The 22,271-nt window shown below is 45.9% G+C and carries 16 protein-coding genes; 5 read left to right on the top strand and 11 right to left on the bottom strand.

Annotated elements, in window-relative coordinates; genetic code table 11:
* Window positions 1-77: 77 nt before the first annotated feature.
* Genes ACN0T0_RS19305 through ACN0T0_RS19290 form a run of 4 tightly spaced genes read right to left on the bottom strand, consistent with a single transcriptional unit; the run spans window position 78 to window position 4,008 of the window.
* The gene (locus ACN0T0_RS19305; protein WP_417228372.1) at window positions 78-701 is read right to left on the bottom strand and encodes a hypothetical protein; all 624 of its coding nucleotides are present in this window, start codon (window positions 699-701) and stop codon (window positions 78-80) included.
* A complete protein-coding gene (locus ACN0T0_RS19300) occupies window positions 689-1,855 on the bottom strand; it encodes a glycosyltransferase family 2 protein (RefSeq protein WP_417228371.1) in 1,167 nt (388 codons plus the stop codon). Before ACN0T0_RS19300 ends, ACN0T0_RS19305 begins: the two co-directional genes overlap by 13 nt.
* A gap of 15 nt (window positions 1,856-1,870) precedes the next feature.
* The gene (locus ACN0T0_RS19295) at window positions 1,871-2,530 is read right to left on the bottom strand and encodes a CatB-related O-acetyltransferase (RefSeq protein ID WP_417228370.1); all 660 of its coding nucleotides are present in this window, start codon (window positions 2,528-2,530) and stop codon (window positions 1,871-1,873) included.
* A 41-nt stretch (window positions 2,531-2,571) separates the two neighbouring features.
* Window positions 2,572-4,008 (bottom strand): undecaprenyl-phosphate glucose phosphotransferase, encoded by a 1,437-nt coding sequence (locus ACN0T0_RS19290; protein WP_417228369.1) that lies wholly within the window; start codon window positions 4,006-4,008, stop codon window positions 2,572-2,574.
* A gap of 295 nt (window positions 4,009-4,303) precedes the next feature.
* Here ACN0T0_RS19290 and ACN0T0_RS19285 point away from each other — a divergent pair, with 295 nt between their 5' ends.
* The gene (locus ACN0T0_RS19285) at window positions 4,304-4,807 is read left to right on the top strand and encodes a hypothetical protein (protein ID WP_417228368.1); all 504 of its coding nucleotides are present in this window, start codon (window positions 4,304-4,306) and stop codon (window positions 4,805-4,807) included.
* A 313-nt stretch (window positions 4,808-5,120) separates the two neighbouring features.
* Window positions 5,121-6,245 (top strand): O-antigen ligase family protein, encoded by a 1,125-nt coding sequence (locus tag ACN0T0_RS19280; protein WP_417228367.1) that lies wholly within the window; start codon window positions 5,121-5,123, stop codon window positions 6,243-6,245.
* Window positions 6,246-6,512: 267 nt separating this feature from the next.
* Here the strand turns inward: ACN0T0_RS19280 and ACN0T0_RS19275 are convergent, their stop codons facing one another.
* The 7 genes from ACN0T0_RS19275 to pdhR all read right to left on the bottom strand — a co-directional run bounded on the left by ACN0T0_RS19275 (window position 6,513) and on the right by pdhR (window position 18,523).
* Window positions 6,513-6,959, bottom strand: coding sequence for an REP-associated tyrosine transposase (locus tag ACN0T0_RS19275; RefSeq protein WP_417228366.1), 447 nt, complete (start codon window positions 6,957-6,959; stop codon window positions 6,513-6,515).
* A gap of 234 nt (window positions 6,960-7,193) precedes the next feature.
* The gene (locus ACN0T0_RS19270) at window positions 7,194-8,552 is read right to left on the bottom strand and encodes an MBL fold metallo-hydrolase (protein WP_417228365.1); all 1,359 of its coding nucleotides are present in this window, start codon (window positions 8,550-8,552) and stop codon (window positions 7,194-7,196) included.
* A 470-nt stretch (window positions 8,553-9,022) separates the two neighbouring features.
* Entirely contained in the window at window positions 9,023-10,030 is a 1,008-nt protein-coding gene (locus ACN0T0_RS19265) for an NAD-dependent epimerase (RefSeq protein WP_417228373.1), read from the bottom strand.
* Window positions 10,031-10,352: 322 nt separating this feature from the next.
* Entirely contained in the window at window positions 10,353-11,693 is a 1,341-nt protein-coding gene (locus ACN0T0_RS19260) for a UDP-glucose dehydrogenase family protein (protein ID WP_417228364.1), read from the bottom strand.
* A 1,055-nt stretch (window positions 11,694-12,748) separates the two neighbouring features.
* Window positions 12,749-14,707, bottom strand: a complete 1,959-nt coding sequence (aceF, locus tag ACN0T0_RS19255) for a dihydrolipoyllysine-residue acetyltransferase (protein WP_417228363.1) — start codon at window positions 14,705-14,707, stop codon at window positions 12,749-12,751.
* A 33-nt stretch (window positions 14,708-14,740) separates the two neighbouring features.
* Window positions 14,741-17,452, bottom strand: coding sequence for a pyruvate dehydrogenase (acetyl-transferring), homodimeric type (aceE, locus tag ACN0T0_RS19250; RefSeq protein WP_417228362.1), 2,712 nt, complete (start codon window positions 17,450-17,452; stop codon window positions 14,741-14,743).
* Between the two features lie 306 nt (window positions 17,453-17,758).
* On the bottom strand, window positions 17,759-18,523 hold the full coding sequence (pdhR, locus tag ACN0T0_RS19245; RefSeq protein WP_417228361.1) for a pyruvate dehydrogenase complex transcriptional repressor PdhR: 765 nt from the start codon (window positions 18,521-18,523) through the stop codon (window positions 17,759-17,761).
* Between the two features lie 512 nt (window positions 18,524-19,035).
* Here pdhR and ACN0T0_RS19240 point away from each other — a divergent pair.
* From ACN0T0_RS19240 to ACN0T0_RS19230, 3 genes are all read left to right on the top strand, one after another.
* The gene (locus ACN0T0_RS19240; RefSeq protein WP_417228360.1) at window positions 19,036-20,109 is read left to right on the top strand and encodes a TRAP transporter substrate-binding protein; all 1,074 of its coding nucleotides are present in this window, start codon (window positions 19,036-19,038) and stop codon (window positions 20,107-20,109) included.
* A 237-nt stretch (window positions 20,110-20,346) separates the two neighbouring features.
* Complete coding sequence (locus ACN0T0_RS19235) at window positions 20,347-20,877, top strand: TRAP transporter small permease subunit (protein WP_417228359.1); 531 nt, start codon at window positions 20,347-20,349, stop codon at window positions 20,875-20,877.
* Window positions 20,877-22,262, top strand: coding sequence for a TRAP transporter large permease (locus ACN0T0_RS19230; protein ID WP_417228358.1), 1,386 nt, complete (start codon window positions 20,877-20,879; stop codon window positions 22,260-22,262). Before ACN0T0_RS19235 ends, ACN0T0_RS19230 begins: the two co-directional genes overlap by 1 nt.
* Window positions 22,263-22,271 lie beyond the last annotated feature (9 nt).

Here is a 22,271-nt window from a genome sequence, read left to right as displayed (position 1 = left end):
TACCAAACCTTTATATTTCTAGTTTGAGCTCCAGACGTTAAATCTATAACACAAACTAAAGTTACAGATCTCGATTTTCAATTAAGTGAACAAAAGAAAATAAAACTCTCTCTTACTTTAAGTAGAGAATAAATATAAACTACGGATAACCATACAGTACCAATCATATATCTAGTCTGCGCCCTAAGATCAAACGAATCTGAACCATCAGAAAAATTCACAGCAAATGATGGTGCAATATTATCAGGTATAACATTAAGCCTATAAAGACCTCCTACTAAAAAGCACATAAATAGTGAATAGATAATATAATTAACAATATCATCAACTGTACAAATCCCGGACCTTAACACCCAATAGATCGGAAAAAAAGCAAGAAAAAGTAAAACTCGTCTTTCTTCAAAAACTCCGTAAAAAAAAGGCTGCCCATGAAAAGTCATTGCAAAAAAAGCACTAAGAAAAACAAAGAATCCTACATAAAAAAAAACCAACCATTCAAAAGATTGTCCATAAAAAAATCGTTGAAGAAGACCTTTATATACAACGTAAATCACTAAAAAAATCAAAATAACTTCACGTAAATAAGGAATCCCCGCGCGTTTATCATCAGTGAGAAGCAAAAAGCCAGAAGTAAAAAGTATCAGTAAAAAAACCCAACCTTTTTTTGTATTAAGAAATCTAAAAAAAGTCAACTTTTGCATAATCCCCGTATAACCCTAGTTACATAAAAGAGAAAAGCACCACAGATAACCTGTAAACTTGGCATCTTATAATAACTTCTATAAGAAATAAATGAGTCTAAAAATCTTATTGGTGGCGTATTCTTTCTAGGCAAAAGATATATACCTTTCCCTAAAAGAGAAAACACTAAAGCTTGCTCTTTTGGTTTCATCCCCCCATCAAAAGAAAGAACAAACGAATCATGAAAAATTGTTGTTAACACATAATCTGATGTTTCAAATTCTATTACTTTTTTATTATTAAGATTTACACAAAAGTCATAATCTTGCAATACAGGGCAAACCTTTTTTATTTTTTCGGGCAATAACTCCATATAGATATCATATACTGCAATACTATTTTCAAACTTAACAAAAGCAATATCTTTTTTATTCATTGAAAGATTGACCTGGTATCGATCAGAGTCGTTAATAAAATGAGTACCTGCATCACCAAAGTTAGTACTATACGACACTATTGGGTATACAAAATAACAATTCTCAACAATATTATATCCATTAAAGAGCTTCAACCAAGAACTTTCCGGCCATTCCCGAATACGATTAGGTAATTTACTTTCTATCATTGAAAAGTCAGTCATTTCTAACCAGCAGCGAAATTTATTCCACTTACTTTTACTCCATGCTTGCCCCCATGATGAAGCCTGCTGCAAAAAATACACATCATCACACGATAAGGGTTTAAATGGAGTATCAGAATTAATATTGAAGGCAAATGAATATAATGAAACTCCAGAAACATGCTCATCACGTTCATAAAAATTTAAAGCTGCTGTTGCGTAATTATAAAAATATTTTGAAACATACAAATCATCTTCCAATAAGATTATTGAACCATACTCATTAGTTAGATCGCCGCAATATAAAATATGCTTTTTTAAACCTAAATTTTCACTATGGGCGATAATTCGAATATCGCCATAAGGCCACATAATTTTTCTAACATAATTTTCGACTTCATTGTCACCGCTATAATCTATACTTATAATCAGTGGGACTCCATTTGGCACATCCGCACTTAAAACAGACCCTATTAAACGTTTAATAGAATCTATTCGATTATATCCAACAATTACTATAGCAGGCATATGCTTATTAAATGTCATCTCACTCACAACCTTAGCCTAAAATCATTTTTCTAAATATGATATTTTTGAAATCAATTTATCTACATTATCACTACGCATTTCCGCTGCAACTTCCTTCAACAACTCATCACTCAGATCCCACCATAAAGACCCTATTAACAACCTAGCTTTTTCCTCTGTAAAACGATACCGCAGAATTCTAGCGGGGACACCAGTAACGACAGCATAAGGAGGGACATCTTTAGTAACGACAGCTCCAGCACCAACAATAGCGCCATCGCCAACATTAACGCCATCAAGTATAATTGCATTAGCTCCAATCCACACATCATTGCCAATAGTTGTTTCCTTATATTCAGAAAAAAATTCCTCTCCCGCAAAGTTAATACCACACTGATTTTTAGTAGAATAAAACGCAGGATGAATAGACAAAAAATTTGTGGGATGCATACCCAATCCTCCGACCAAAGCCCCTGACCCTACAGCAGAAAACTTACCTATAGTCGACCTATTCACTTTCCCACCAGCGATATAACTAAAATCGTCAATCTTAGAATCATAAACACTAGCTTTAGCCATGACTTTAACATAACGGCCTAATTTACTACTTGTACTTACTTCAGACGATAAACTAACACTGACATTGGCAACAAAAAACCACTTAATTTTAGATAAAAATTTTTCATAAAGCTTAAAAAGCATAACTATTCCATTGTTTATAACTATAATTTAACAAGAAAAACTCAATAGATATCTTTGGATACTAAGCTAATCGGCGTCTTAATCAATATTTTCAAGTCCAACCCCAACGACCAGTTATTAATATAGGCCAAGTCAAATTCTACCCGCTTCTCCATTTTATCCAATGTATCGGTTTCACCCCGAAAGCCACTAATTTGGGCTAACCCCGTAATTCCAGGTTTAACACGGTGTCGCGCTAAGTAGGCATTCACCTTATCGGAATAATAGTTATTGTGCGCGACCGCATGCGGGCGCGGCCCTACCAATGACATCGAGCCTTGTAATACATTAATAAACTGAGGTAATTCATCGATAGAAGTACGCCGAATAAAGGCGCCGATTTTGGTTACTCGAGAGTCACCTTTGGTGGCCTGCTTTACCTCAGCATCATCATGCAAACGCATGCTACGAAACTTCCACACCTTTATAATTTTGCCATCAAAGCCATGTCGGTCTTGCTTGAAAAATACCGGGCCTTCCGATTCACGTTTTATCAAGAGTGCGATAACGCACATTAATGGGCTAAACGCGATTAATGCCAATGCCGCTAGCACTTTATCCATCGTGTTTTTAATCAAAATCTGACTACGACGGGAGGTCATAGGGCTTTCATTTAATGAGATCAGCGGCATACCGGCCACTTCACGAACAGAATGGTTTAATAGACTTAAACCAAAAATATCGGGCACCCAGATAACATCGACGTTCATATCCAAGAGATTAATATGCAGTGCTTCAATGATGGACGATTCAGCCACTGGCAAGGCCACGTAGACACGCCGAATGTTGTTATCGATAATGAGCTGACGAAGATTTTCTGCTCTGCCCAGTAAAGGCAGCGGCAAGTGCCTCTTTTCATCATCGGCTAAGGGGTCATCATCTGCCTGCACGAAGCCCAGCACCCGGTCAGGTAACCAGCCATTACCATTTAAGTTGTTGACTAAGGTATGTGCCAAATCGCCGGTACCTAACACTAAGGAGGGGATTTCACGGGAGAACATCACTTTATAACGTTTATACAACCGTCCGAGTATGTTCATACTAATCAATTGACTGATATAGCCCGCCACGGCCCATTCGATCAGCACTTCACGGGAAAAGCTTTCTCCGCTTTTTGTCACAAAACCTATGAGTGCCAGCATTAATAGCACTTGGAACCAAGCAGTGAGTAAGCGAAAAGCGCTTTTATAAAAGCCTAGAGACTGCCGATACACACCCCGGCGACGGTAGATGATCCATACACATAGAATCGCAACCACGGCCAAGAGCCGGTAGTTGGTTGGAAAATCACCTATTTTAAGAAAGGTAAAAACAAATAGTGTGCCGAACACGATGACCAGATCGGCAAAATGCTGCACCCAGAACGCGAGTGATTCATGGTTGTTTAATAGTCGTCGCTTACGCGCAACTGTGCCGTACGGCGTAACACTTATATTCATGCCCGTGCATAACCCTGGCTAAAACCCATGGAACGCGATCGACTTCTCCATTGTTCCCTGATCGCGCTGTAAAATCCCGCCTCACCACCGCCTCATTGCGAACTACCTTAATGAAACAACCATGACGGTTTCATTACATGAGCCCAATTGATTGCTGCAGTGCAATATAGCGAGATAATAATTCTACTCTTTTTTTATGGACAGCCGCAAATTTTGTTTACATATGGCGACAGTCATTGCTAAAATCGACTTATCTGAATTATCACAAGTGCATATCGCACAAGGAGTCGCTACGATGCGCCAACTAATGATGGGTGTTGTAGCAGGGTTATTGTTACCGTTGTCCCCTGCACAGGCAAATATACAAACAGACCTGACTAGTGGTTTATCTTTAACCGAGGTTATTCAAAATGCCATGACAGATGCTAACTCTGTTGATGATATTTTGGCTGAACTTTTGGTTGAGTGTCAGCCACAGGATGATTTCATCACCTGTAAAGAGGGTAGTGCTGAAGCCATTATCAGTGCAGCAGCCAGTGCTTATGCTGAAGATCCAGAAGCTCTTCAAAGCATTGGACAAACCGCTTTAGATACCGGGCTTACTGAAGCTCAACTCACTCAAATTGCATTAAATAATAATATTGACCCGACCGCACTGTTACCAGCGACTGCCGCAGGCAACCCCGCTAATCCTCAACAAGGATTAACCGCAACACCCGGCGCAACGACTAATACACCTGCAACCTTTGGTACTAACACTGGTGGCGGCGGTGGCGGCAACGCTAGCCCTAGCGCCTAATCTCTTATGATTCGATACTAAAAGCGCTGTAAAGCGCTTTTTTTCTGCCCTTAATATTCCATAGCTGACTTTTGCGAATATGAACTTCTCTTACCCTATTGACGCTTCAGAAAAGACACCTAAACACGACCGGTGGTTGCTCATTGGGTTTCTCACGTTGTTAGCTTGGCTACCCCTTCCCCTCGGTAGCAATAAGCTCTGGGCAATCTCTCTTCTCTGTTGTTGGTCGCTTCTGTTAAGCGCGGCTTGGCTCTATCTTTTTAGTGTTGATAAAACCACTATCAGCCCGAGCTTCACAAAAAGTCGCGCGATTATGGTTTTATTGGGTGCCGCACCGTTAATGGCCTTGATTCAGGGGCTCGCCCCCTCAACTCTCGCCATTAGCTCGATTGATGCCAATGCTTCATTGCAGAAATCTCTCACGGCCTTTTGTTTTATCTTAATTTTTTGCCTTACACTGTTGTTAATCAATACGTCTAAACGCATCAAAGTACTCGCTTACACTCTGATTCTCAGCGGGCTATTTCAATCCGTTTACGGCAGCATGATGACCCTCACTGGCATTGAATATAGTTTTTTCATACCTAAAGAGCATTACACACACCTTGCTACGGGCACTTTCGTCAACCGTAATCATCTAGCGGGCTATCTGGTGCTAACACTTAGTGTTGGTATTGGCATTATGGTATCAACCCTCACCACCCAATCGAGCAAAAGCTGGCGTGAGCGCTCACGTAGACTTATCACAACACTGCTAGGGCCTAAATCTCGGCTTAGGGTGATGCTAATCATCATGGTAGCAGGGCTCGTGATGACCCATTCCCGCATGGGTAATACCTCTTTTTTTGTTAGCCTCGCCGTCACGGGTGTTATCGCTTTGATATTGAGTAAACACTCAACCCGGTCGACCGTTATCTTGATTAGCAGCCTGATCGTAATTGATATCTTTGTTATGGGCACCTTCTTTGGTGTCGAGAAAGTTGCCGACCGACTGCAAAACACATCAGAGGAAAGGGAAACCCGTGATGAAGTTAACGGCTACACCCTCGGCGCGATTCAAGATAACTTGCTGACGGGTAGCGGTGCTGGTACCTACTACACCAACTTTCCAAAATATCGCCAATATGATGCCGGTAGAGGTTTTTATGATCACGCCCATAATGATTATTTTGAGTTCGCCAGTGAGTACGGTGTTATCGTCACCAGCAGTTTGTTATTAGCGGTATTACTAGTGTTTAGCTCTGCTATAAAAGCACTACGACGGCGAAAAAACGCTTTGATGCGTGGTATCGCCTTTAGCAGCACCATGGCCATTATCGCCTTAGCCATCCATTCAACCGTCGATTTTAATCTACAAATCCCCGCCAACGCTGCCACCTTTATGGTGATACTCGCCTTAGGCCAAATATCGTTACATCATAAAAAACGAAGCCGGTGATACGACGAAGCGTTTTGCAACGCCACCTCTGTACGGCTATAGAAATCCTTTCTAGGGGCGATAAGTTCTCAGCACAAACCATCGCTGCCAGAGGCAGCTCCTACACCGGAATCCCTTAGACTGTGGGAGCCCCGTCTCGGGGCGATGAATTTTAACCCAAACATCGCCGCCAGAGGCAGCTCCTACAATGACAAACCATGCCCCTGTAGGAGCCCCTTCCAGGGGCGATAAATATCAATTGAATACCATCGCTGCCGGAGGCAACTACTACACCCAAACAGCATCCCATAATGCGTACTCTCTAACGCTTTTCACCAATCCAGCCCTAACAGGGTTCATCACAATATAACGTGCAATTTCAACTAAATCTTCTTCTCGCCTCACCGCATGATCATGAAAACCTTTTTGCCAAACTCGCCCTTGCCTCGACAAACGCTTATTCACTTGCAACGCCGAATAGGTTTTAACAGAATGAATCAACATATCCAACGTGCCCTCTTTTAATTGAATTAGCCAATGAACATGATCAGGCATAACCACATAAGCCAGCGTATCTGCGCGATTTCCAAAGAAATTTAACGACGAAACTACAACCCGTCCGGATTTTAAATCTGAAAATAAACGTTGTCGGTTAAACGTAACAAACGTCACCAGATATATCCTCCCAGATTCCGAATAACGCCCTTTACGAAGCGCCGATGAATTCCCTTTCATCACATAACCCTCGTTTAATAAATGAATGACTTTTCTAAAAAAAATCTAGCATCATCGCCGCCAGAGGCGGCTCCTACAATGACAAACCATACCCCTGTAGGAGCCCCTTCTAGAGGCGATAAATCCAATTAAAAACCATCGCTGCCAGAGGCGGCTCCTACAATGACAAACCAGCCCCTGTAGGAGCCCCTTCTAGGGGCGATAAAGCTAATTAGAAACCATCGCTACCCAGATTTACCCCTTAGGAATCAGAATATTGGCTGTCGGGCAGATCTCTGTTAGCTTTGCTTTCAATAGCCGTTTTGCTTGCCAATCACCATGAACGATTCGTATCTCTTTCGGTTTATGCCGCATCCGTTTAACAAAATTGATGAGATTTTTTTGATCGGCGTGGGCAGAATAACCACTCAGGGTATATATCCCTGCTTTGATATCGATTTTTTCATCATCAAGATAGACATAACCACCAGCAGGACCATAACGTTGAATATCGCTCCCTGGCGTTCCTTGCGCCTGATAACCCACGAACAACACATCCGTGCGGGTATCGCCCAGCAATGCTTTAAGATAGTTCACAATACGGCCACCCGCGCACATGCCACTAGCGGCAATAACAATCGCAGGCCTGCCACTGTTCTTAAGATAGTTAACCAGTTTTTGATGCTGGCTATGGGAATCTACTGTAATTAATTGATCAAAGCCAAGCGGGTGGCGACCACGCCCCTTACGCGCTTTTGCCTCAGCGTCCCATAACTCATTTAAAGCTCGGTAATGTTGGGTAAACTTAGCCGCCAGCGGCGAGTCGACAATCACATCGATATTATCCCAGGTGGAGCCTTTGTGCCGATGGATAATATCCTCTAGCTCGTATAGCAGCTCCTGCGTTCTGCCAATGCTAAACGCGGGAATTAGCACGGTGCCTGCATCTTTAAGGCAATGTCGAATAATCGTTTCTAATTGCTTGCGGCGGTTACGACGGTTTTCATGCTCCTTATCACCATAGGTGCTTTCAATCACCAGCCGATCCGCTCGCCACGGCGATTTTGGTGCAGGCAGGAGCGGAGCATAGGGTGCGCCAAGATCACCTGAAAAAACAACTATCTCGTTGTTATATTTAAACTCGATATAAGCGGACCCAAGAATATGCCCCGCCGGCTGATACCTAAACCGCAGCCCTTCAATAGCATCGACCGAATACCACTGTTTATATTCCACCGGTTGTAACCACTGTTCTAATAGCTGCAAAAATTGGACGATTAACGCCTCATTACGGGTGACACCAATTTTTAGTGCGTCTTCCAAGACTAAAGGCAGTAACCTAGCGGTCGCTTTTGATGCGAATACCGGCCCATCAAATCCAGCGGCAATCAGAGAAGGAATACGGCCCACATGATCGATATGGCAGTGAGTGACAAATAGCGCCTTGACAGTAGTGATTGGAAAATCGAGTTGCAGGTTAGCGGATTCTGAACCACTATTTTCGGCTCCTTGAAACATACCGCAATCAATCAGCACACTGGCTTTGTTATCCAAAATCAGCTCATGACAGGAACCTGTCACCCCCGTTACCGCGCCGTGATGTTTGATTTCCATCTAAACCTCCATGTTTAACAGGCAGTGGTCTAAAAAATCAAAAAAAGCTTAACAGGTATAATAGTTTAAAATAATGATTGGGGTAATTTGAACAAAGTGGTTCATGCGTATGAACGGCCTCAGACGGAGATAATTTTGGTTAGAATTCATCGCCCCGGGACGGGGCTCCCACAGGAGCATTGCCATTGTAGGAGCTGCCTCCGGCGGCGATAGTTTTGGTTAGAATTCATAGCCCCGAGACAAGGCTCCCACAGGAGCATTGCCATTGTAGGAGCTGCCTCCGGCGGCGATAGTTTTGGTTAGAATTCATAGCTCCGAGACAAGGCTCCCACAGGAGTATTACGATTGTAGGAGCTGCCTCCGGCGGCGATAGTTTTGGCTATAATTCATCGCCCCGGGACGGGGCTCCCACAGGGGTATTACGATTGTAGGAGCTGCCTCCGGCGGCGATGAACCCTCTACAAGGGACATTAAACCCGGTAATACGCTTTATACCATTCAACAAACTTTTGCATACCGTCTTCGATGGTGGTGCTGGGTTTAAAGCCTGTTGTTTGCTGCAAACTATCAATATCCGCATAGGTTGCTGGAACATCCCCAGGCTGCATTGGCAGGTATTCTTTGATCGCTTTTTTGCCTGCGGCCAACTCGATCGCTTCGATAAAACGACTCAGCTCGATCGGTTCGTTATTACCAATGTTGAAGATTCGATAAGGGGCGCTACTGCTATCAGGGCTCGTCCTTAGATTGCTTTCATCCGCATGAGGAATAACATCCTGAATACGGAGAACACCCTCAACAATATCATCGATATAGGTGAAATCACGCAGCATTTTACCGTGGTTAAACACCTTAATCGGTCGGTCTTCTAATATCGCGCTGGTAAAGAGGAACGGCGCCATATCGGGACGCCCCCAAGGGCCATAAACAGTAAAGAAGCGCAGCCCCGTCGTTGGAATGCCGTATAGATGGGAATAGCTATGCGCCATCAGCTCATTGGATTTTTTGGTAGCAGCATAGAGCGACACCGGATGGTTAACGCCATCTTCAACAGAAAATGGCATTTTGGTATTCATACCATACACCGATGAAGAAGAGGCATAGACGAGGTGTTTTATATTGTTTTGCCGACACCCTTCCAAAATCGTCATCATTCCCGTGAGATTGGAATCGACATAAGCAAAGGGGTTTTCCAACGAATAACGCACCCCAGCCTGTGCGGCAAGATGTATTACCCGATCAAAACCGCTTTCAGCGAACAGCTGCGCCATCCCTTCTCGGTCAGCGAGATCCAGCTTTTTGAAAGTGAATTGTGGATAATTCACCAAGCGTTCTAGGCGCGACAATTTTAGTGCGGGGTCGTAATAATCGTTCAGGTTATCCAAGCCAATAACCGTATGACCCGCCTGACACAGACGTTCTGAGACAAAGTTGCCAATAAAGCCGGCGGCACCGGTAACAAGGTAGGTTAACTGCATAATATTATGCCCAGTGAATTTATAGGTGTTATGGAAATATTGATCAATTATTGCATTAGGTTTTTCTAGATACGTGCTTTTAAGAGCGTTTGATTCAGATCCAACATCATCGCTGCCAAAGGCAGCTCCTACAAACATAATGACAAACCATCCCTCTGTAGGAGCTTCTTCTAGGGGCGATAAATTCTCATCAAAACCATCGCTGCCAGAGACAGCTCCTACACCAGAATAACAAACTATCTCCCTGTAGGAGCCCCTTCTAGGGGCGATCAATTCTAATTAAAAATCATCGCCGCCAGAGGCCGCTTCTACAGCCAAACAATCAGCCCTGCTTAATCGACAAACCACGACCAATGGCATAATAACTAAAACCACGATCCGCCATACGCTGAGGGTCGTAAAGGTTACGACCATCAAAGATAACTGGCTCGGCTAGCTGCTGCTTAATGGTATCAAAATCCGGCGCACGGAAGCTTTGCCATTCAGTACAGATAACAAGCATATCGGCACCATTGAGTGCCGCTTCTTTGGTGCCCATCAAACGCAAGTCATCACGGGAACCATAAATACGTTGAGTCTCTTCCATCGCTTCTGGATCGAACGCCTGTACTTTAGCACCCGCCGCCCATAACAGTTCCATCAACACCCGGCTAGAAGACTCCCGCATATCATCGGTTTTAGGCTTGAAGGACAAGCCCCACAACGCAACCGTTTTACCAGCAACATCACCATTGAAATGACGGTTAATCAATTCAAACAGTTTAGTTTTCTGTTTCGCATTGACCGCTTCAACCGCTTTTAATATCTGCGAGTCATAACCGATCTGCTCTGAGGTTTTGACCAATGCCTGCACATCTTTCGGGAAACATGAACCGCCGTAACCACAGCCAGGATAGATAAAGTGATAACCGATACGTTCATCTGAACCGATACCATTACGCACATTCTCAATATCCGCGCCAACCATCTCCGCAATATTGGCCATCTCATTCATAAAGCTGATTTTGGTGGCTAACATGCAATTAGCGGCATATTTTGTCAGTTCAGCACTGCGTACATCCATAAAGATAATACGGTCATGATTACGGTTAAACGGCGCGTAGAGTTCGGTCATCACATCTTTAACATGATCACTTTCGGTGCCAATAACAATGCGATCTGGACGCATACAGTCACTGACAGCCGCCCCTTCTTTAAGAAACTCAGGGTTCGACACCACATGGAATTCATGGGCTGCACCGCGGGCTGCTAAGGTTTCGGCAATGGTGGCTTTAACTTTATCACCGGTACCGACGGGTACTGTAGACTTATCGATGACAATTTTTGCGCTCTGCATGTAAGTCGCGATGGTCTTAGCAACAGCCTGCACATACTGTAGATCGGCAGAACCATCTTCATCAGGAGGTGTACCCACCGCAATAAACTGAATTTCACCAAACTCAACAGCCGCTTTAGCATCCGTTGTAAACAGCAGGCGGCCCGCTTCATAATTCGACTGCACCAGCGGCGTCAGGCCAGGCTCGTAGATTGGAATAATGCCATTTTTCAGGTTTTCAACCTTTTGCGCATCAACATCAACACAGCAAACATCGTGTCCGACTTCCGCCAATACGGCTGCTTGCACCAACCCAACATAACCTATACCAAAGACAGTAACTTTCATTTGCTGTTTATCCTTCTTCAGCCTGTAAATTTACTGGCAATTATATCAGTCTGTATGCCGCGCGTGCGAAAATAATACATTCTACAGCAAGCCTTATACATGACAGGAATATCGATTCGTATCTGTTTGTCGCCATAGCGCCTGTGACTTAGACCTATCGCTGCCAGAGGCAGCTCCTACACCAGAATAACAAACCATCTCCCTCTAGAAGACCCTTTCTAGGGGCGATAAATTCTAATTAAAAACCATCGCCGCCAGAGGCAGCTCCTACACCAGAATAACAAACTATCTCCCTGTAAGAGCCTCTTCTAGGAACGATAAATTCTAATTAAAAACCATCGCTGCCAGAGGCAGCTCCTACACCAGAATGACAAACCATCTCCCTGTAGGAGCCCCTTCTAGGGGCGATAAATTCTAATTAAAAACCATCGCTGCCAGAGGCAGCTCCTACACCAGAATGACAAACCATCTCCCTGTAGGAGCCTCTTCTAGGGGGATAAATTCTAATTAAAAACTATCGCCGCCAGAGGCAGCTCCTACACCAGAATAACAAACTATCTCCCTGTAGGAGCCCCTTCTAGGGGCGATCAATTCTAATTAAAAACCATCGCCTCCAGAGGCAGCTCCTACACCAGAATAACAAACTATCTCCCTGTAAGAGCCTCTTCTCGGGGCGATAAATTCTAATTAAAAACCATCGCTGCCAGAGGCAGTTCCTACACCAAAATAACGAACTATCTCCCTGTAGGAGCCCCTTCTAGGGGCGATCAATTCTAATTAAAAACCATCGCCGCCGGAGGCAGCTCCAACATCAGCAATGACAAACCATCTCCCTGTAGGATGCCCCTTCCATAACCGATAAAAATAAAACAAAAAAAAGCCCCTTTTCAATGATGAAAAGGGGCTTGAGTCATGGGTACAAGAATAACCATGGAAAAGTTCGCCAATATTGATGCGATAATCTACTCATTACCCCATCAAGCCCACGTCTAAACATGGGACTGGCGGTAGCCAATGCTGCTAAAGCAAAGGCCACCAGCGTTAACCGTTTTTAATTACATCACCATGCGACGTACATCGCTTAGCAGTTGGTTCAGGTAGGTTAGGAAACGACCCGCATCACTGCCGTTAATGGCGCGGTGATCGTAAGACAGACACAGTGGTAACATCTTACGAGGTTCGAACTCTTTACCATTCCAACGCGGTTCGATATCCGCTTTGGAAACTCCCAGAATAGCGACTTCAGGGGCATTCACCACTGGCGTAAAGCCGGTTCCGCCAATACCACCCAAGCTTGAGATCGTAAAGCAAGCGCCCTGCATCTCTGCTGGTTTCAGCTTGCGATCTTTCGCTTTACCCGCCAGCTCTACTGCAGCCTGAGACAGCTCATAGATACTCAGCTTATCGGCATCTTTGATCACTGGTACCATCAAGCCGTTTGGCGTATCTACCGCCATACCGATATTGACATACTTCTTGTAGACGATATGTTCACCATCGGCATGCAAGGAAGCATTGAATTTCGGATGGGCTTTAAGTGCGATCGCAATAGCTTTCAGCATAAATGGCAGCGGCGTTAACTTAACACCGTTGCGTGCCGCTTCATCTTTCATCTCGGCACGGAACGCTTCCAGATCGGTGATATCCGCTTTATCAAACTGAGTCACATGGGGAATATTCAACCAGCAGCGTGACATGTTGGCAGCGGTCAGCTTATGGATCTTAGACATTTTCACCATTTCGATCTCACCGAACTGGCTGAAATCGACTTCTGGAATCGCTGGAATACCCGAGCCACCGGTTACGGCCGCCGCAGGCTTTTCAGCCAGTTGCTTCAGCGCACCTTTAACATAGGCTTGCACATCCTCTTTGAGAATACGACCCCGTGGACCCGTCCCCGTTACGAGAGAAAGATCAACACCATACTCACGAGCTGTTGCCCGTACCGCAGGCCCAGCATGTACTTGTTTGTTTTTTTGCTCTAATGCTTCACGATCAACCTTACCCGCTGCGGGTGCAGGTGCGGCAGCTTTAGCCGGCGCAGCCTGTGCTGGAGCAGAAGCGGGTGCCGCAGTAGCAGGTGCTGCCGTTGCTGCCGAACCAACGACTTCCAGTTGCATCAACAACTGACCTTCGTTGACCTGATCACCCTCTTTGATCTTCATGGATTTAACCACACCGGCTTTCGGTGCAGGTACTTCCATTGAAGCCTTATCGGTCTCGAGGACGATCAACGAATCACCTTCAGCAACCGTATCGCCATCTTTAACCAGTACTTCAACCACATCCACGTCGCTCGCGCCACTGAGATCTGGAATCAGAATATCTTCGATACCACCTGCAACAGGGGCTGGGGCCGCAGCAACTGGCGCTGCTTCAGCCACTGGGGCATCAGCAACCGGGGCATCAGCAACCGGGGCGGCTGCTGGTGCTGCTGCACCAGCTATTTGAATATCACCGAGATGATCGCCTTCGTTGACGGTATCACCCTCTTTAATATTGATCGAAACGATAACACCTGCCTTCTCGGCAGGCACTTCCATGGACGCTTTATCGGTTTCTAACGCAATCAAGGAATCGCCTTCAGCCACGGTATCGCCGGCTTTAACTAAAACCTCGACCACATCGACATCCGTTGCGCCACTCAGATCAGGCACCAGAATTTTTTCGACCGCACTAGCGGCTGCTGGAGCCGCAGGTGCTGGGGCCGCTTCAGCGACGGGAGCAGCTGCAGCCGGCGCTGCCGTGGCAACCGGTGCCACCTCTTCAACCACCAGCCCAGTCTCTAATACAACAATCGCTTGGCCTTCGTTACAGGTGCTGTCGACTTCGACTAACACTTCTTTCACTGTGCCCGCATGGGTAGAAGGAACCTCCATAGAGGCCTTATCGGTTTCCAGTACGATCAAAGAATCGCCTTCCACCACTGTGTCACCCACCGCAACACAAACTTCAACAATATCGACGTCTGTTGCGCCACCAATATCAGGAACCGTAATGTTTACAGTACTCACGTTATCATCCTCTCTTAAAAGTTTAGCGTCGGGTTACACAGTCCAAGGAGCTGGTTTTTCCGGATTAATGCCAAACTTCTGCATCGCTTTAGCTACAACAGAACGCTCAACCTTACCCTCTTCTGCCAAGGCAGTCAGAGCGGCAACGACGACGTAGTAACGGCTAACTTCGAAGAAATCACGCAGTTTAGCGCGTGTATCGGAGCGACCGAAACCATCGGTACCCAGCACTTTATAAGTGCCCGGGATATATTCACGCAGCTGATCAGCATAGTTACGCATATAGTCGGTCGAAGCGATAACCGGTCCTTGGCGATCTTTCAAGCAATCTTGTAAGTATGAAGTACGCGGCTCATCTTCTGGATGCAGCATATTCCAACGGGCAACACCCTGCGCATCGCGACGCAGTTCATTGATAGAGGTGGTGCTCCAGACATCGGCTTCAACACCGTAGTCCTCATGGAGGATATCGGCCGCCGCAATCACTTCACGTAAAATCGTACCACAACCCATCAGCTGAACTTTCTTGTCGGAATCTTTACCTTCCTGCAAGACATACATCCCTTTTACGATGCCTTCTTCAGCACCGACAGGCATCGCTTTATGAGCATAGTTTTCGTTCATGGTGGTGATGTAGTAGAACTTGTTCTCTTTGTCCTGGAACATCCGTTTCAAACCGTCCTGCACAATCACCGTCAGCTCGTAACCGAACGTTGGATCATATGAAACACAGTTAGGAATCATCTGCGCCATCAGATGAGAATGACCATCCTGGTGTTGTAAACCTTCACCGTTCAGCGTGGTACGACCAGATGTCGCACCAATCAGGAAACCACGGGCCTGCATATCACCAGCAGCCCAAGCAAGGTCCATAATCCGCTGGAAACCAAACATAGAGTAATAGATATAGAACGGTACCAGTGTGCAGTTGTTGTTACTGTATGAGGTGGCACAGGCCATCCATGCAGACATTGCACCCGCTTCGTTAATACCTTCTTCAAGAATCTGACCGGTTTTAGACTCTTTGTAGAACATGATCTGGTCAGAGTCGTGTGGCACATAGTTCTGTCCAGCCGAGGTGTAGATACCTAACTGACGGAACATACCTTCCATACCAAAGGTACGGGCTTCGTCCGGCACGATTGGCACAACACGATCGCCAATGTTTTTATCTTTAACCAGTGTGCTCATGACACGGTTAAGCACCATCTGGGTCGACATTTCGCGCTTACCGCTGTCTTTCAACTGAGCCGCGAAGGTTTCCAGTGGTGGGATATCTAGCGCATCAAAATCACTACGACGGGTTGGGTATACACCGCCAAGTTTGTTACGCCGATCCATCATGTACTTCATCTCTGCAGAATCAGGTGATGGACGATAGTAAGGCACTTCTTTCAGCTGCTCATCGGTCAGCGGAATGTTGTGATGGTTACGGAAGTCTTTTAGATCATCCATAGCCACTTTTTTCATGGAATGGGTGTCGTTCTTCGCCTGACCTGATTTACCGGTGCCGTAACCTTTAACGGTTTGCGCCAGAATAACGGTTGGCTGACCTTTATGGTTCATCGCCTCATAATAAGCCGCATAGACTTTATAAGGGTCGTGACCACCACGGTTGAGGTTCATGATGTCGTCGTCGGACAGATCCTTAACCATCTCTAGCAGTTCTGGGTATTTACCGAAGAAATGCTCACGGGTGTAGGCACCACCGTTGGCTTTATAGTTTTGCAGCTCACCGTCACAGACTTCGTCCATGCGTTTTTGCAGCAAACCTTTAGTATCGTTTTCAAACAGTGGATCCCAGTGACGGCCCCACAGACACTTGATCACGTTCCAGCCTGCGCCACGGAATACACCTTCGAGTTCCTGAACGATCTTACCGTTACCACGTACCGGTCCATCGAGACGCTGCAAGTTACAGTTAACCACGAACACCAGGTTTTCTAGATTTTCACGTCCAGCCAGTGAGATTGCACCCAGAGATTCTGGCTCATCACACTCACCATCACCGAGGAACGCCCAAACTTTACGTTCACCACGGTTAATCATCGAACGCGCTGACAGATAACGCATCACGTGCGCTTGATAGATCGCTTGGATTGGGCCAAGACCCATCGAAACAGTTGGGAACTGCCAGAAGTCAGGCATCAACCAAGGGTGTGGATAAGAAGGCAAACCAACGCCGTCAACTTCACGACGGAAGTTATCCATCTGCTCTTCAGTCAGACGACCTTCAAGATATGCACGGGAATAGATACCCGGAGAAATATGGCCTTGGAAGAACACCAGATCGCCTTCACGGTCGCCTTCAGAACCATGGAAGAAGTAGTTAAAACCGATATCGTACAGCGTAGCAGAAGAGGAGAAACTTGAGATATGACCGCCGAGTCCATCAGCATTGTCATTGGCGCGCATGACCATCGCCATCGCATTCCAGCGGATAAAAGAACGAATACGTCGTTCCATAAATAGATCGCCCGGCATACGGACTTCATCTTTCGAGGCGATTGTATTGCGGTATGGGGTCGTCAGGGAGGCGCCTGAATCAACGCCAAGCTCGGACGCTTTTTGGCCCAGCTTTTGTAAAATGTAGTGAGCACGATCGCTGCCTTCATTATTGGCAACAGACTCCAGCGCATCTACCCATTCACTGGTTTCAATTGGATCAATATCGTCGATATATTCTTGCACTTTGCCTTTCTCCACTATTCTTGTCTTGCACTCAAAACCAGGCGTTCCAATCATCCCGGTAGTCGGTAAACTCTGTTAAGAATAGAAGTTATCAGTAAAAAAGCAGACAAAAAACAGCCGAAATATGCTGAACCCCATGGTTTTATGGATTTTTACGCTTTGCCTTGCTCACTAATACGTTTCACTAACACTTCTGTGAATGCCTTAAAGAGCTAAAAACAGGTGTCATGCTGCGCTGCAGCAAGCCCGCTACTTTTTTATTGTCTTTGTAATTTTGTAGTAATACTACAAAATTACAGGATTAAAGTCTAGTTATGCTACATAACATGCAGCGATTGTAGTTTTTATACAGACGTTCAATTACAACGGTGTGACATCTGCACGGCGTAATGCCCGCTTGATTCGCGTATTTTCTTTACCCTGCTCAAGCAGTGCATCTTCAACATAAGCGAGATGGTCATGCGCAGCCTTGCGGGCCTTTTCTGGCTCACCGGCAATAATCGCATTCATCAGCACCGAATGCTGTTGATGTATTTTGCTCCGCATATCCTTTTTTGGATAGACATCTTGTAAATTTTCCCAGATATGTTGACGTAGCAGGCTAAACAGCGCGCGCATCATATGCAGCAGCACCATATTATGAGTCGATTCAGCGATGGCTAGATGAAAATCCACATCCGCGAACACCTCTTTATCAAACTCTTTGCGATCATGAAACATCTGCAAGGCATCATAGCGGGCACGAATATGCTCTTTATCGGCGGGGGTACTGCGCAGTGCCGCATAGTAGGCAGAGACTCCTTCGAGGGCATGACGAAACTCTAGTAGATCATATTGAGCTTCCGGGTGAGTTTTGAATAATTCCAATAGCGGATCAGAAAAGGCTCGCCCGAGTTCTTCAGAAACATAGGTACCGCCACCCTGACGACTGACTAAAACCCCCTTCGCCGCCAGCTTTTGGATCGCCTCCCGCAGTGATGGCCGTGAAACTTCAAACTGCTTCGCCAGTTCACGCTCCGCCGGAAGCTTTTGACCCGGCTTCAAACTGCCCTCCAACACCATCTCTTCAAGCTGCCCCATAATCACATCTGAAATTTTGGGTTGCTTCACTCGCTGATACACCATCTAACTCTCTCCACCCATAACCGACTGGTACCCAATACAGGCTATTAATGTTTCAACCCGGACCAATGCGTAGGCCCTAAGGTAAGGCACGGTCACCAAATAGACTGAACCTGTTTACCACATAAGTATTTCTGTCTTTTAACCTAACGGCTTTTCTCGCCCCGGACTCAATCGCTTACCTAGCCCTTAACCCTGGCAACTTTAACCTGACAACTTAGCTTAAAGGCTTAGCTCAAAACCTCAGTAGTCGTGCTACATTGAATATCGACTTGGCTCGAACCTTGTCGTTTGTTATTGATTTACTTAAAAAAACGAGCTTTATAAGAAAAACAGGCTAACTTTATTATTTATAAAAGCATTGACAAGAGTGTGGTCAAAATTCTAAGGTAGCGACTCACTGCATGGTAAATTGGTATTACCAATTATTCAAGAACATTTTTAAACGGCTCCGAATGGCCTGTTCCCAACCCTGCAAGAACTGATAAAAACAACAAACATCATGAGGGAAGAGCATGAATACATTCGCAAAGACCCTGGTCTCTGCAGCTGTACTCACTACAGCTATGACAGCAACAACGGCAACCGTAAACGCCGCTGACAAAGTACTGCTAAAAACACCGATTGCCTTTGGCTCTCACCTGCCAGCGCTAGGTACACCGATTAAGTGGGTATCTGAACAGCTACCGATTATGAGTGAAGGCTCCATCAAGATGAAAATCTATGAGCCTGGCAAACTAGTCGGTGCGAAAGAGATTCTCGGCGCGGTCTCTTCCGGTAAGGTGAACTCAGGTTACGCAACAGCCGGTTACTGGCAGGGTAAAATCCCGGCCGCCGCACTGTTCTCTGCCGTACCTTTCGGCCCAGAAGCGGGCGAATATATGGCCTGGCTGTATTACGGTAACGGCCTGAAACTATATCAAGAGATGTACGACACTAACGGCTATAACGTTAAAGTCTTCCCTTGTGCCATTATCTCTCCTGAAACCTCCGGTTGGTTTAAGAAAGAGATCAACACCCCTGAAGACCTGAAAGGCCTAAACATGCGTTTCTTCGGTCTGGGCGCCTCCGTAATGGAGAAAATGGGCGTTTCTACCTCTCAGTTGCCGGGCGGTGAAATCTTCGGCGCACTAGAGAAAGGTGCGATTGATGCGACTGAGTTCTCTCAGCCAGCCATCGATCAACGTCTCGGTCTATACAAAATTGCTAAGTACAACTACTTCCCAGGCTGGCATCAGCAAGCCACTATCTTTGAATTGCTAATCAACAAAGATACTTGGAACGGCATGAGCAAGTCACAACAGGCGATTGTAGATAACACCTGTAAAGCGTCTGTCACCAACGCGATTGCAGAAGGTGAAGCGATGCAGTTTGATGTAATGGCGAACGCGAAAGACAATGGCGTTCATATCCGTTACTGGAATGACACCATGCTGACGGCCTTTGAAGATAAGTGGAACGAAGTTGTGGTTGAGAAAACCGCTCAAGATCCGTTCTTTAAGAAAGTTTGGGATGATCTGAGCACCTTCCGTAAGGGTTACGACCTTTGGGAATCTAACGCATTCTTGCCACGTGCGAAAAATAACTAAGCTTAATGTTGTTACGGAGGGGCCACAGGCCCTTCCGTTTATGTTATCTAAGGTGCTGCTAAGGCAGCCCGACAAGAACATATTAAACCTATCGAACAACTTATCTGAAAACGCAGCGAAACCTAAGAAAACTCTGTCAAAAAGAGGCGATAACGCGGCTGTTTTGCAGAGTTTTTTTTCAATACGTCTTCAAATGTTGACCCTAACTATAATAACCGCTGCTAAAGGTGCATTATCGTGAACCAGCCTAATAGCCTGCCCTCTGTTCCGCTGGCGGACAGCATTGACCGGGCAATCCAGAAGATCGGTCACCTGATCGCCTGGGCCTATGTCCTCCTTGTCTTTGTGATCATTACCCAAGTAATTTTACGTAAAGGCTTTTCCAGTGGACTCATTATCTTTGAAGAGTTGGAATGGCACCTCTATGCCGTGGGCGTGATGTTTGGTCTGTCATTTGCTCAGACCACTAACTCCCATATCCGTGTCGATCTGTTTTATTCATCCTTTAGGGCAAACACCAAATACGTGATCGAAATTTTAGGCATCCTGCTGCTCGTAATGCCATTTATCTTGGTTATTTTTATCCACAGCCTCGACTTTGTCGCTGACTCCTTCCGTATTAATGAACACTCAGAATCCCCATCCGGCCTGCCCTATCGCTGGCTGGTTAAGAGTGTTATCCCCGCCAGTATGGCGTTATTAGGCTTAGCGGTGCTTTCGCGCCTGTATCGCGACACTGTATTACTGTTTAGAGGGGATAAAGCATAATGGAAATTAATGAAATTCTGGTTATCGCCATGTTTCTGTCTTTCATCGTCCTGCTGTTTACCGGTATTCCGGTCGCATGGGTGCTGGGCGGCGTGGGTGTTATTTTTGCCCTGATCGGCTATCTTGCGGATACCTATTTCGATACGATTACTGGTTTAGATTTTCTTACCCTCGGTTTGGTGGTCAACCGGCTATGGAAGATCATGGACAACTGGATATTGGTTGCCCTACCGATGTTTATCTTTATGGGCATCATGCTGGATAAATCCGGTGTCGCAGAGCGGCTGATGAAGTCGATGCAGGAGCTGTTTGGTCAGGTGCGAGGCGGTTTGGCAATTACCGTTACCGCCATCGGCATCATTCTGGCGGCCTCGACCGGTATTATTGGCGCGTCCGTGGTGTTACTGGCGGTAATGTCATTACCCTCCATGACCAAGCAGGGCTACTCCATGCCATTGGCGCTAGGCACCATAGCCAGTGCAGGCACCCTCGGCATTCTCATTCCCCCCAGTATCATGTTGGTGATTATGGCGGATCAACTGGGACTTTCGGTTGGCGACCTATTTATGGGGGCGGTATTCCCCGGTTTGATGCTCGGCGGCATGTATATTCTCTACATTCTGATCGTCGGTAAACTCAAGCCAGACGCGGCGCCGATTCCAAAAGATACCAAGCCGGTGACCATTGCCACCTGGATCTCCGTATTAAAAGCGGTGCTACCAACCCTGTTATTGATTTTTGTGGTGTTGGGCTCGATCTTCGGTGGTTTCGCAACCCCGACGGAAGCCTCCGGTGTCGGCGCCTTTGGTGCAACCCTGTTGGCGATCTACAACCGCAAATTCAACTTTAAAGTACTGAAAGAGGTCATGCAGGGCACCTACAACACCACCGCCTATATTTTCGCGATCTTTATTGGCGCCACCTGTTTTGCCTTGGTATTGCGTGAACTCGGCGGCGATGAGTTGATTGAGTCGTTCTTGACTGGGTTACCTTTTGGTCCTTACGGCATCATCTTCTTTATTCTTGGGGTGATCTTCCTACTCGGTTTCTTCCTTGATTGGATCGAGATTACCCTGATTATTCTACCGCTACTGGCTCCGGTTATATCGGCGCTAGGGCTGGATATTGATGGCTACGGCGTGGTGGATAACCCAGAACTGGTTTGGTTTGTCATGTTGGTGGCGATGGCCTTACAGACCTCCTTCCTCACCCCCCCGGTCGGCTTCGCACTGTTCTATCTCAAGGGTGTGTGTCCGCCAAGCGTTAAACTGAGTGATATTTATAAAGGTGTTATTCCCTTTATTATCCTTCAGTTAATCGGTCTGCTGATTCTGGTGTTCTGGCCACAATTGGTGCTCTGGTTGCCAGCGATGGCCTACGGCTAAACGCACCCA

Origin of the sequence: Amphritea sp. (genome assembly GCF_048266285.1) — a bacterium.
Taxonomy (GTDB): Bacteria; Pseudomonadota; Gammaproteobacteria; order Pseudomonadales; family Balneatricaceae; genus Amphritea.
This window is presented reverse-complemented; position numbering and strand designations above follow the sequence as displayed.

Coding starts and splice junctions, on each gene's coding strand:
- ACN0T0_RS19280 (WP_417228367.1), top strand. CDS start 5,121: ATGGTTTTATTGGGTGCCGCACCGTTAATGGCCTTGATTCAGGGGCTC.
- ACN0T0_RS19270 (WP_417228365.1), bottom strand. CDS start 8,552: ATGGAAATCAAACATCACGGCGCGGTAACGGGGGTGACAGGTTCCTGT.
- ACN0T0_RS19230 (WP_417228358.1), top strand. CDS start 20,877: ATGGAAATTAATGAAATTCTGGTTATCGCCATGTTTCTGTCTTTCATC.
- ACN0T0_RS19275 (WP_417228366.1), bottom strand. CDS start 6,959: ATGAAAGGGAATTCATCGGCGCTTCGTAAAGGGCGTTATTCGGAATCT.
- ACN0T0_RS19285 (WP_417228368.1), top strand. CDS start 4,304: ATGCGCCAACTAATGATGGGTGTTGTAGCAGGGTTATTGTTACCGTTG.
- ACN0T0_RS19260 (WP_417228364.1), bottom strand. CDS start 11,693: ATGAAAGTTACTGTCTTTGGTATAGGTTATGTTGGGTTGGTGCAAGCA.
- pdhR (WP_417228361.1), bottom strand. CDS start 18,523: ATGGTGTATCAGCGAGTGAAGCAACCCAAAATTTCAGATGTGATTATG.
- aceE (WP_417228362.1), bottom strand. CDS start 17,452: ATGATTGGAACGCCTGGTTTTGAGTGCAAGACAAGAATAGTGGAGAAA.
- ACN0T0_RS19240 (WP_417228360.1), top strand. CDS start 19,036: ATGAATACATTCGCAAAGACCCTGGTCTCTGCAGCTGTACTCACTACA.
- ACN0T0_RS19295 (WP_417228370.1), bottom strand. CDS start 2,530: ATGCTTTTTAAGCTTTATGAAAAATTTTTATCTAAAATTAAGTGGTTT.
- ACN0T0_RS19265 (WP_417228373.1), bottom strand. CDS start 10,030: ATGCAGTTAACCTACCTTGTTACCGGTGCCGCCGGCTTTATTGGCAAC.
- ACN0T0_RS19290 (WP_417228369.1), bottom strand. CDS start 4,008: ATGAATATAAGTGTTACGCCGTACGGCACAGTTGCGCGTAAGCGACGA.
- ACN0T0_RS19305 (WP_417228372.1), bottom strand. CDS start 701: ATGCAAAAGTTGACTTTTTTTAGATTTCTTAATACAAAAAAAGGTTGG.